The sequence below is a fragment of the Mesorhizobium sp. M8A.F.Ca.ET.202.01.1.1 genome (assembly GCF_004791595.1).
Lineage (GTDB): Bacteria > Pseudomonadota > Alphaproteobacteria > Rhizobiales > Rhizobiaceae > Mesorhizobium.
On sequence record NZ_SRUN01000019.1, the window covers coordinates 73,003 to 85,047 of the forward strand.

The 12,045-nt window shown below is 59.4% G+C and carries 6 protein-coding genes and 3 pseudogenes; 7 read left to right on the plus strand and 2 right to left on the minus strand.

The window, feature by feature from the left end:
* Positions 1 to 64: 64 nt before the first annotated feature.
* The 5 genes and pseudogenes from EN845_RS30745 (at position 65) to EN845_RS30765 (ending at position 8,463) form a co-directional block, all read left to right on the plus strand.
* The gene (locus EN845_RS30745; RefSeq protein ID WP_024505389.1) at positions 65 to 724 is read left to right on the plus strand and encodes a response regulator transcription factor; all 660 of its coding nucleotides are present in this window, start codon (positions 65 to 67) and stop codon (positions 722 to 724) included.
* Positions 721 to 2,049 carry a HAMP domain-containing sensor histidine kinase gene (locus tag EN845_RS30750; protein ID WP_126063917.1) on the plus strand — a complete coding sequence of 443 codons (1,329 nt, stop codon included), beginning with the start codon at positions 721 to 723 and terminating at the stop codon, positions 2,047 to 2,049. Before EN845_RS30745 ends, EN845_RS30750 begins: the two co-directional genes overlap by 4 nt.
* Positions 2,050 to 3,992: 1,943 nt before the next feature.
* Positions 3,993 to 5,297 (plus strand): annotated as a pseudogene (locus EN845_RS30755) (pitrilysin family protein); the annotation flags it as partial.
* A gap of 549 nt (positions 5,298 to 5,846) precedes the next feature.
* Positions 5,847 to 6,572 (plus strand): annotated as a pseudogene (locus EN845_RS36820) (pitrilysin family protein); the annotation flags it as partial.
* Between the two features lie 415 nt (positions 6,573 to 6,987).
* Positions 6,988 to 8,463, plus strand: a complete 1,476-nt coding sequence (locus EN845_RS30765; RefSeq protein WP_095486045.1) for an NAD-dependent succinate-semialdehyde dehydrogenase — start codon at positions 6,988 to 6,990, stop codon at positions 8,461 to 8,463.
* Between the two features lie 784 nt (positions 8,464 to 9,247).
* Here EN845_RS30765 and EN845_RS30770 read toward each other — a convergent pair.
* The gene (locus tag EN845_RS30770; protein ID WP_224570032.1) at positions 9,248 to 9,763 is read right to left on the minus strand and encodes a DUF2285 domain-containing protein; all 516 of its coding nucleotides are present in this window, start codon (positions 9,761 to 9,763) and stop codon (positions 9,248 to 9,250) included.
* Between the two features lie 937 nt (positions 9,764 to 10,700).
* Between EN845_RS30770 and EN845_RS30775 the strand changes: the two are divergent.
* Positions 10,701 to 11,013 (plus strand): annotated as a pseudogene (locus tag EN845_RS30775) (IS256 family transposase); the annotation flags it as partial.
* Here EN845_RS30775 and EN845_RS35615 read toward each other — a convergent pair.
* Entirely contained in the window at positions 10,982 to 11,122 is a 141-nt protein-coding gene (locus tag EN845_RS35615) for a hypothetical protein (protein WP_164546995.1), read from the minus strand. The pseudogene EN845_RS30775 and the gene EN845_RS35615 overlap by 32 nt on opposite strands.
* A 771-nt stretch (positions 11,123 to 11,893) precedes the next feature.
* On the opposite strand from EN845_RS35615, the gene EN845_RS36685 reads away from it, so the two are divergent.
* On the plus strand, positions 11,894 to 12,022 hold the full coding sequence (locus EN845_RS36685; RefSeq protein WP_135907184.1) for a hypothetical protein: 129 nt from the start codon (positions 11,894 to 11,896) through the stop codon (positions 12,020 to 12,022).
* The last annotated feature ends 23 nt before the right edge of the window (positions 12,023 to 12,045 follow it).

Sequence of the window (12,045 nt, forward strand, 5' to 3'; positions counted from 1 at the left end):
GCCTACTGTCAGCTTCGATCAATAAGGCAGGAGCCTTGCCCTCATACCGGAGCTCGGCAGCCTGATGCGAATACTGCTCATTGAAGACGACGACGACCTTAGAAGTGCTGTGCACGATCATTTGGTGGCTGGTGGCCACGCGGTCGACTGGGCCGAGGGCCTGTCCGGAGCGCGCGGTCATGCAGCTGTGGCCGGCTACGACGTTATTTTGCTCGACGTTCACCTGCCGGACGGCAATGGCATCGACTATCTGCGGGAGCTGATCAAGGGGCTTGATACAACGCCGGTCATCATTCTGACAGCCCGCGATCGGATTTCGCACCGCATCGAGGGGCTCAACGCTGGCGCCGACGACTATTTGGTCAAGCCGTTCGATCTGGGGGAACTCTCGGCACGCATCCGTGCAGTGGCACGTCGCCAAGGGCATTTTCCGGAGCCGCAATTTTCGGTTGGGACGCTTTCCATACAGGCAGCCGAGCGACGCCTCTTCCGCGACGGGCAGGAGGTCCACCTGTCTGGACGCGAATGGGCGGTGCTCGACTGCCTTCTACGCCGGCCCGGTTCGGTCGTTTCAAAGGGGAGGATCGAGCACGCGCTTTATTCATTCAATTCGGAGTTCGAGAGCAACACAGTGGAGGTTTATGTCAGCCGGCTCCGCAAGAAGATCGGCGGGGATAGAATAGCAACCGTGCGTGGCTCCGGATACAGGCTCGTGGTCACATGACGAACTCGAACAGCATGACGAGAAAGCTGATATCGTGGTTAGGCGGGGCAACGCTCCTGGTTTGGATCGCCGCCCCAACCATTGCTGCGTTCATTTTTTGCAATAATGTAAACGAAAGTTCGGATGACTTGCTCCAGGCGAGCGCAGAGTACAGAGAACCAGAGCTGATCAAGGTCTTGAATGGAAAACACGTTGATCAATACAATAACCACTTGCCAACTTATAAAAAGTACTGGACCTATCGTGAGCAGGTTATTAATAAGTACGGGGTAGTGCTTATTTCCGAACCGGAAGAGGGTCAGCAGCCCTTCCCTGATGCTCCCCTGAGTAACGGCTTTTGGGGAAACGCTGATTACCGCGTCTACACAGAGGAGATCCAAGACGGCGTGTATCATCAGTTGGCCGAACCGCTTGATGGCCGCCGTACCACAATCGCGAAGGGCGCACTTTTTGTCTTCCTTCCGACACTCGTGCTCCTGCCCTTTAGCTTAGCTGTTTGGTGGATCGTGATCCGGCGCTCGCTGCGGCCAATCGAGGTACTGCGACAGCAGATCGGATCGCGCGACGGCGGCAATCTGTCACCAATGGACTTGGGCGATTTCCCGGCAGAGTTGGCTCCAATCGCGGCATCCGTCAATCGGCTTCTCGATCGTCTGCGGGCGGCTCTCGAGGCCGAACGCGAGTTCGCCGCAAACAGTGCGCATGAACTGCGCACGCCGATCGCAGGTTCAATCGCTCAGATGCAGAGATTAGTGGCCGAGCTTCCCAATGGGTCGGCCAAAATGCGTGCGCGCGGCATCGAGCAAGCGCTGTCGAGCCTTGGCCGCCTTGTCGAAAAAGTGCTTCAGCTCGCTCAAGCCGAATCGGGGGTTGGCATGGCGGATCACGCGATCGATCTTGTCCGATCGGTTCGGCTGGAAATCGACGACCTGAGGAAAAAGCCGCAATATGCCGGACGCCTGCATCTTAACGTCGACGGCTGCACCACTTTGATGCGCAAAGTGGATGTCGATGCGTTTGGGATCCTCCTTCGTAACCTGATCGAGAATGCGCTGATACATGGACTGCCCACTGTTCCGACAACAGTTTCCGTCCAAACTGATGGAACCATCGCTATTGCAAACGCCGGACCGGTGGTGCCCCTCCCCGACCTCGAAGGGCTTACAAAGCGATTTAGTCGTGGTGCTACTCCTGCTGCGGGCTCAGGCCTTGGTCTACATATCGCTAACATGGTTATCCAGCGGATCGGTGGCAGTCTAGAGCTTGCGTCGCCCGCCCGCGGTCGCAATGATGGTTTCGAGGCGATCATACGAATTCCTCAATGACACCGGTGAATTCGACGACAGTTGGACACAGGGCGGATTGCTGGCAAGGCTGCTGACAGGGCGAACTGTACGGCAGTATGTATACGGCGTAGAAATCGTACTTCACACAACGCATTTCGGCCGCGGCAATCAATGCCGCTATCATCGTCTGAGCAGTTCGATCGAAGCGACACGACATGATCGGCAAAATCGAAGGCTCCGCCTCACCGCTCGCTCGATTTCGCCCGGGGAGAAAAAAGGCCATCCGAGAAAGTGCAAGCCGCCGCGCAAAGGCGACGTGTCCAATTGTCTGGGTGCCCCTGTGCGCCGGCCCGATCGGGTTGGCGCAGGTCCAGTAAGGACCCGGACCAACCATTCCATTTAGACGACCGGCAGGTTTTAATCGGCGTCCGGATCGCCGTCCCAAAATGCCCCAAGTATACGGCTAGAAAGGCTGCCAACGATCGAGCTTTGGTCGGAGGCGTGCTTGTCAGCGTCTTGGGTGCTTGACCGGCCTTTGCAATGGCCATCGCCATCGCAAGTATCGTGCGTGGCCAGTGAGACCGCAATTTCATCAGCCTGGAGCCGACCGTATCGGTGCTTTTTTCTGATTTAGGGATTTTCGTTTTCCTCTTGGATCATCACGGGTTTGGAGAGGATCTGGTGTTAAGTGCCATTTCGGAGCGCCGGCGAACCGCCCGAAATTAATGTGGTCGAGTCATGAAGCCTCCCGAATGCGTTAAACGAGACCCTTTATGGCGGCCCTGGCTGACAACAGTCTGAAAGCTGCAAGCGGCATGCGAAAATGGGGCGATCCTGAATGACGACAGATGCTATCAACATGAAAGAGGCTCGCCCTGAAAGCTGAGCACGCTTTATGCTCAGGCTGCTGACAAGGCCAAAGCAGCGTAAGTGCGTAGTGAAATCCAAGGTCCACATGGGTCGTCGCGCGTCCCGTGCGCCTGGGAAGGCGCCGGCCCGGCCAAGCTTTCCCAGCTCGTCCGCATGATGCTTCGCTGAGCGTCAATGGACGTTGGCGCGAGACCAAGGCGTCGTGCGTTGCAATCCGGACGGTCCAGGGTACTTCACGGCCTCGGCCCGCTTGGCTGGCCACAGTTGAAGCTCCAACGTACCGGCTGGCACCGGGAAATTGGGCTCTGCGCTGCCTCAACGCTGATGGCACGGTCAATGCTTGCCTACCGATGGGGCCGCCCATGCCGTGATGCTGTCGGTCGACGTTCGCAAACCAGAACCTCGCGAGACCAAGCGAAGGGGCTCGCCGGTACGACGAGGGACCTTACCTCTTTATGCGCGGCATCATTATCGAGGATGACATGTTGCCTTACACGTCGTCCCTCGCGCTCGGGTCTTTGTGGGGCGGATGAAGTCCTGATCGCGGTGGCACTGCTGCATGTTTGCGTAAGACCCATCCAGTCACGATCGCGCTGTCCTTCGATGTCGCGGTGCTGATAGGGGGGCAGATCGGTGTGCGCGGCGCCCGCCAAAGGATCGTCGTCACGCCGGAGGAGGCGAGCGTCATAGCCGGCGCGCCGGCGAAAGGCGCTTTCTGTCGGATGCCCGACAATGTCGGATATCGCAAGTATCAAGGTTGGATCAAACCTTGCGAATCGGGGCTTTCTTACTTGGCACGGGGCATGCTCAGGTATCCGCAAACACCCAATGGATAACGAGCAGACTTCCCATGGCCTCACCATGCCGAAAGTTTCCCGGACGCATCCAAAGATGAGGCTCGCGTCAGGCCCAGCAACACGCTGACCGCTCATGTGGCTCGGCGTCGCGTGCCGATCCACTTTCTCCCAATAGGCGTTCGGGAGACATAGATCCTTCAAAATGAGGAACAGATCACTTTGCCAGGAACGCAGCCCATAACCCCACTCTCCCTACCAGAACTACCAAGCAAGCCCCGCACTCATGGGCTTCGCAGGACGTCCGTTGCGTCCGAGTTGGTCGGCGCGGGGCCGGCTCCGATCCCCGTCGCATGGGAGGACGGCAAGGCGAGGGATTTCGTGCTCGACAACGGCATGGAGGTGGTCGTCATTCCCAACCACCGGGCGCCGATCGTCACCCACATGGTGTGGTACAAGATCGGCAGCGCCGACGAGCCGCCGGGCAAATCCGGCATTGCCCATTTTTTCGAGCATCTGATGTTCAAGGCGACGACCAACCATGCGGCCGGCGAATTCGACCGCGCAGTGTTCGAGATCGGCGGCTCGCAAAATGCCTTCACCTCCTCCGACTACACCGCCTTCTATCAGACAGTGGCGCCGTCGGCGCTCGAGCTGATGATGAGCTTCGAGGCCGACCGAATGCGAAACCTCATCCTGACCGACGATGTCGTCAAGACCGAGCGCGACGTGGTCATCGAGGAGCGCCGCTCAAGCACCGACACTAACCCGCAGGACGTGCTCCATGAGGAGATCGACGCGACGCTGTGGCAGAACCAGCCCTATCGCATCCCGATCATCGGCTGGATGCAGGAGATCGAGCAGCTGAACCGCGTCGACGCCACCGCCTTCTATGAAAAGTACTATTGGCCCAACAACTCCGTGCTGATCGTGGCCGGCGATGTCGAGCCGGAGACGGTGAAGGTGCTGACCGAGAAGACCTATGGCAAGGTGGCGCGCGGACCTGACCTGCCGCCGCGCATCCGGCCGGTTGAGCCCGAGCAGAACACCAGGCGCACCGTCACGCTCTCAGACGCCCGCGTCAGCGTGCCGAGTTTTTCGACGCAGTGGGTGGTGCCGTCCTACCATACCGCCAAGCCGGGCGAGGCCGAAGCGCTCGACCTGCTGGCCGAAATTCTCGGCGGCGGTAACCGCGGCCGGCTCCACCAGGCGCTCGCTGTCCAGCAAGGTATCGCTTCCAGCGCCCGCGTCTATTTCCAGGGCACTATGCTCGACGACACCAAGTTCGCCATCTATGGCGCACCGCGCGGCGATGCCAAGCTGGCTGATCTCGAAGCGGCGGCCGCTGCCGAAGTTGCCCGCATTGCCGAGGATGGTGTCAGCAACGAGGAACTAGGCAAGGCCAAGGACCACTATTTGCGCAATATGATCTTTGCGGAAGACAACCTGGACTGGCTCGCCAGCATCTACGGCTCGACGCTGGCCACCAGCGGTACCGTGAAGGATGTCGAGGAACGGCCGAATCGCATCCGCAAGGTTACCCCCGAGCAAATCAAAGCAGTTGCCGCCCGCTATCTCGCGTTCGACCGTTCGACCACGGGCTATCTCTTGCCCAAGACGGAGAATCAAGAGATGACGCTCGGCGCTCGGCCCCATGCTGCGATGAACATCCAGGAGGTGAAGTCCGAAAAGGGCATCATCGCCTGGCTGGTGGAGGACCACACAGTGGAAATCGTCAACATCGGCTTTGCCTTCAAGGGCGGCACCAAGCAGGACCCGGTCGGGAAGGAGGGGATGGCCAAACTGATGGCCGGCCTGTTCATCGAAGGCGCTGGCCATTACGACAGCGATGCCTTCCAGGTGAAGCTCGACCATGCCGGCGCCGAAATGAGTTTGGACGCGCAAAGCGACGACATCTACGGATCGGTGTGCATGCTTTCCAAAAAGCAGGACGCGGCGTTCGGCCTGCTTCGGCTCGCGCTGAACGCGCCGCGCTTCGACCAGGGGCCGATCGATCGCGTCCGCGCCGAGATTGTCTCCCGCATCGTCGGCAGCGAGCGAGACCCTAACGCCATCGCTCAGCGCAAATGGCTGCGCGCGATCTATGGCGCGCATCCTTGTTCAAGGCTGGGAGAAGGCACAAAAGAGAGCCTGCCCGGCATCACGCCGTCCGACCTCCGCGCCTTCCACCAGGCCATTTTCGCTCGCGACGGGCTCCATATTGCCGTGGTGGGTGACATTGACGCGAACACGTTGAGGGAAAGGCTTGACCAGCTGTTTGGTGATTTGCCTGAGCAACAAACCCTCGTCCCCGTCTACGATGTCGCGCCGAAACTCGGTCAACTGGTGGAGGAGAACTACGACCTGCCGCAGACTTCGCTGACGTTGGCCTGGCCTGGCGTGAAGCCTAGCGCGCCGGATTTCTACGCGGCCGTGCTGCTGAACGACATCCTTGGCGGCTCATACTTGACTTCCCGCCTTTACGAGGAGGTACGTCAAAAACGCGGCCTTGCCTATCACGTCAGCTCTGAACTAACCCTTGACTCGCTTCTGGTTACGACAGAGACACGCTCGGACTGCGCTGCCCAAACACTGAGCATCGTGCGAGATGTGGTAAAGCAGATGGCGCAGCAAGGACCGACCGGGGCCGAGCTCAAGGCGGCGAAGAAGCACCTGATCGGCGCCTATGCCATCGACCAACTGGGCTCGACCCGCTCGATTGCAGACCGGCTCCTGGATTTGCAGATTCACAAGGCCGACGTCGACTACAACCAGCGTCGCGCCCGCAGCATCGGTCGGGTGACGCTCAAACAGGTCAAGGCGGCGGCCAAAAAGCTGCTTTCGGCCGAGCCCGCCATTTTGGTGGTCGGCCCGCCGCTGGGCGGCAAGGATGAGTAAAGAAACTCATCTCACCTTCCTTCTTCATCGGGGCTTCTCGTGGGAAGCGCGAATGTGGAGGCCCGTGGGCCAAGCAGATCATGCAGACGCGCGGAGTCGTTTTCGCCGACCTTGCGCGGCATTGGCCGTCCGGCGGCCTCTCGCCGAAATGGCGCTCCTCAGCATGTATGCCGCCTTTTTGCAGAATTCAGTCGCATGCCACCAGCAGGCATGGTGGATGAAGCAAACATCCGACTGCTTAATCCATCAATTGATGAACCGCGGGCACTCAAACTAACGAAACTGCTGTCTTTTCATCGGGCTAGCGTGGTCTACCAGCTGCTTTGCCGAGGCCCTACGACGAACCCACTGGTGCAGAATACACACTGACGGCCTGTCGACCTGGATGTTCGCTGCGTTGAGGAGGAATCCGGTATTGCCCCTGTGCCTGCCGATGATCCGCCGTCTGAAATCCCCGCACCTGTTTGGAGCCATCGACCGCCTGCCGGCACTCGGCAGACCAGTTGGCAATAAGACGTTCGAGGTCGTCAATCCGTCGACCGGCGAAGTTTTGGCAGAGCTTCCCGATATGGGCGTGGAGGAGACACGTGCTGCGGTAGACAAGGCCTATGTTGCGCAGTCGGGATGGGCCGCGTTGACGGCCCGAGAACGTAGCGACGTTCTTTGGCGATGGCATCAGCTGATCATCGACCATGCAGGCGATCTCGCCGCGATTCTGACTGCGGAAATGGGCAAGCCGCTTGCCGAAGCCATTTCAGAGGTATCGCATGCGGCGGCGTATCTGCAATGGTATGCCGAGGAGGCCAATCGCGTCTATGGGGAGACGATCTCGGCACCCTCGACAGACCGCCGAATGCTAGTGATCAAGCAGCCCATCGGCGTTGTTGGCACGATCACGCCATGGAATTTCCCGGCCTCCATGGTGGCGCGCAAAATCTCGCCGGCCTTGGCTGCGGGCTGCACAATCGTGCTCAAGCCCGCTGAACAGACGCCGCTCGTGGCTGGCGCAATGTTCGCCCTCGCCCATCAGGCCGGCTTTCCCGATGGCGTGGTCAACCTGATCTATGCGTCCGAAGGTGATCGCGTGGGCCGTGAACTCTGCACCAATTCCAAGATTCGAAAGATCAGCTTCACCGGTTCGACCGAGGTCGGACGGCTGCTGATGCGTCAGTGCTCTGACCAGATCAAGAAGGTCAGCCTTGAACTCGGCGGCAATGCACCTTTCATCATCTTCGATGATGCCGACATTGACGGTGCTGTTGACGGTGCGGTCCAGGCGAAGTTCCGCAATGCCGGCCAGACCTGCGTTTCCGCGAACCGCATTTACGTCCAATCGAGCGTTCACGATGAGTTCGTCAAGAAATTCGTGGAAAGAATCCGGCACTTGTCGGTTGGCGACGGATTCGATGCCGGAGTGGACATCGGACCGCTCATCGACAAGCATGCTCTGGCCAAGATCGAGTCTCACATCGCAGATGCCATTGCGAAAGGCGGCACAATACGATGCGGGGGCCAGCGTATCGGCAAGAATGGCACGTTTTTCGAACCCACGGTCCTCACCGAGATTTCCAGCGTCATGGCAGTCGCGCAAGAGGAGACATTCGGGCCGCTCGCGCCGATCATTCGCTTCAACGATGCGGATCAGGTCGTGCGCGAGGCCAATGACACGATCTACGGCCTCGCCGCATACTTCTATGCCTCAAACCTGAAGCGGGTCTGGCGTGTGGCAGAGGCTCTGGAATATGGCATGGTTGGCATCAACACGGGACGCATGTCCTCGGAGGCGGCACCGTTTGGCGGGATCAAACAATCCGGCATCGGGCGGGAGGGTTCCCGTCATGGCCTCGAGGACTATCTGGAAATGAAATATCTTTGCATGGGCGGGATTTGAAACCTGCTGCACTGTCTCTCCGCCCCACCGGGGGGCGGCCTGCGGTCAATGCCGCCACCTAATTGGAAGTTCCAAACGCCGTTGACCTGAAACACGGATGCCCGGCAGGAGACTGAGCTCGCTGCCGGGCCGGACATGCCTTGGGAGGGCATAAGTCAGCGCTCCTAGGGCCGATGGGCCACTCAGTTCGTGCGCCTTTTGCCGATTGCGTTGCATGTGCCGTGCCAAGCCAAAAAGCATTGATAAACCGCCGATGGATCAGCTTTTGCCCTGTTGCGCATTCTACATTGTGGGATATGCGACAATGCCCAAGCGGTTGAATCGTCGTGTTGCAGAACCCCAGACGGGTCATGACTGCTATTCTTAGGACAGTGCGCAGCAAGCCGCTACTCGCTGCACTCCAGGCACACCATTTCCATAATCAAGCGGTGGGTGCTATGTTGACCGAGCTGTCGACCAGGGAACGGTGTGAGGCCTCAGATCCCTCCATATTGTTGCACCCGCCGGTCCAACAGGACTGCAGGTCCGGCCTCAAAGGATCTTGGCTGCTATGGCGACATTGCGGTGCACGCCGCTTTCCGACCAATGATGTGCGTCCAGGTCGAGGCCGGCCCTAATGAACCACCGCCTTGGCACCCTCGCCCATCTCATTTCGGCATCGACAAGCTAGACCAGAGCGCACTTGCAAGGCGCCATGCAGTCCTGTCGGCGGGCGAACTGTTGGTGACGGGTACAGCTGCGAGCGAACGTTCATCCACCGACGCACAGCGCGGACTGTCGCTTTTCAAATTAGGAAATCTCTGTAGCCACCATTCATGAGCGCGCGGCCACGCGAGACGGCCCGACGGATGCGGTCGCGCAGATGATCGCGAGGATCCGCCCAGTCGGCATGGACGCGCCGTTGACCGATGAGAACTTCGGCGAGCTCGCGATGAGGTGCTCCGGCGAGCGAACCGTCGAGCGCACGAAGAACGAAGGACAAACGAACGCCGCGCTTTTCCGGCGCAAACAAGCGGGGGGGCAACTGTTGCCCTAGACTGAGAGCATTGAGGCACTCCAGTCCCCTCAGTCGATGCTTTAAAAGCACCGCGGGCCAGATGGCTTGCGTATGCAGGCAAACAGGGTGGAGGATATTCGCGCCCGAGACGGCGAGCTGCAGCGCGTGGTCCGCATTGCGAAGAAGAACATGCTGGCTCTTGTCGGGCGCCAGCAGGACGATTGCACGACAGGGCAATGCCGAGAGTTCGAACGGCGGTGTCGGCGACGAGGCAGGCAACCGTTCCGCAATGACCGGCAGCACATGGACGCACCAGAGCGGACACCAGAATACGACCGAAGCGCGGCCACAAGACTCCGCGAAACAGAACACCCCAGCGTGACAGGTCGCCGGCCGACGCGACCATATCGAGAAAGGATTGGAGAGACCAAGTATTGCAATGCTGGCGCGCAGCGGTCAGATCGCGCTGGAACGCTGGATTGCGGCGTAAGAACTCCCAAGCCCACTCCCGCAGCGTCAGGCCAGCGGTGTAGTCGTATGATCTTTCATCCCGCCAATCGGCCTGATCCGCGCCAGTCAGGAGATTCATGACTGACATCCCCTGCCCGCGCCTGCGTGCGTCGAAACATTATGCCACTTCGCAAAGCATCGGCGAAGGCAGCAGACGTCGAAGACCCCGTTTCGTTGAAGCGTCAGCCATCGCCACTGTCGGCGACAGAAGATGTGCCCAAATTGCCACCAGACCGTCGAACTGGCACAGCGACGGCCAGCGCGACCTGGAATTGATCCCGTAACGGTCATCGGCTCCTGCGTCGCGATCCAGACGTCCCTTGAAGGCGCAGTAGCGCGGCAGTGGATCGCACGCTGCTTGTCGGCAAGTTGTCGTAGCGGCGGCGCCATAGGCACGGTCATCGGAGGGTCTCCTGCGGCAAGTTTTCGCCATTGGAGGCCAATCTCCCCGCTAGGGCAGCCTGTGCAGTTGCACAGGTGAAGCGGATCAATCAGGGGGAGCCATGGCGGAAACTGGATGATGGCGGCTTGAGGAGAGCGGCGTATCGAGGCGGGTGATGAAGCCTGCCAGTACCTCTCAAGGAGAGTGATACGCCATGAACGAGACTATCAACACATTGTTCGCCTTCGTCAGCCCGACGAAATCGATGATACCCTGACGGATGTACTTCGCAGCGGCGCGCGCAAATTGCTTGCGCATGCGATCGAGATGGAGGCCGAGGCGTATGCCAAGGCGGTCGACTGCCTGACGAAAGATCAAATTTGCGTCGCTGGCGCTCTACGATTTCCCCGCCCAACACTGGGATCATCTGCGAACGTCCAATCCCATCGAAAGCGTCTTTGCAACCGTTCGCTATCGCACGGTGCGTACCAAGGGCTCGCTATCCTCGAAAACCGCCCAGCTGATGGTCTTCAAGCTGTTGGCCGCGGCCAGGAAGTGGCGACGATTGAAAGGACAAAATCAGTTGCCGAAACTCATCGCAGGTGCCAGGTTCCTGGACGGAATCCAGGTCATCGAAACGAAGCCGCAGAGCGCCGCTTGATCAGCCTCGTCACCCAAATTCCAGCATAGCTCCATCGGAACTGCCAGCCTTCCTTGCCGATCAGGCGCATATCAGCGCTGACGATACCGAGGACGGCGATGGCGGTCACCTCCAGGCCGCCGAGTAACGACCCTCAAAACACCGCACTGGTCGAGGCCAGCCTGAACCGGTATCTTGTGCCTGCCCTCGGGAGTCGCTCTATCCACCATGTGATCGACACCGACATTGCTAACATCACCAAGAAGATCGTCGCCGGGGGTCACCCGCAAGCGGCTAACACGGCCTTCTGGTGTATGCGGGCATTTTTCAACTGGTGTCGCAAACCGCCGCAACGGCTCATCCGCGGTTTCCCCGCGAGGGATTGGAAAATCCGGATCCGGCCCCGATCGTCAAGCGCAAGCGAGTGGTGAACGATGCCGAACTGGCGGCTATATGAACGGGCTGTGAGCCCGAACCGGGCGATATCGGCTATTCGTTCGGCTCCATCGTCAAGCTGCTCATTCTGACCGGACAGAGGCGTACGGAAGTTGCCGCGATGCGTTGGTCCTCAACCTTGAAGCCGGAACATGGAACTATCGGGTGACCGCACGAAGAACGAAGAGCCTACGCTTATTCCGCTGTCCACACTGGCGGTGTCGGTCCCCCAGACGGTACCGAAGACCAATGACACGTTTTTTTCCCTGCGAGGGGCAACGAAAGAAGCCACTTCTCAGGCTACGCGAAGGGCAAGAAGGCTCTAGACGGCAAGGTCAATACTGACGGGGTGGCTTTGGAGAACTGGACCCTTCACGATCTGCGCAGGACGCTCGCGACAAATCTCGGCAGGCGGCAGGTATTGCCACACGTCATCGAGCACATACTGAATCACAAGGCGGCGTCCTTGACAGACATTGGCGAAATCTACAATCTCTATAGCAACGTCAAGGAGAAGCGCGAGGTGTTGCAGATGTGGTCAAATCACATCGAATGGCTGATCAAGCAGGCTGCGGATGACGCTCTGGCGGCGTAGCTGCTGGCATGGGCGGAAGATGC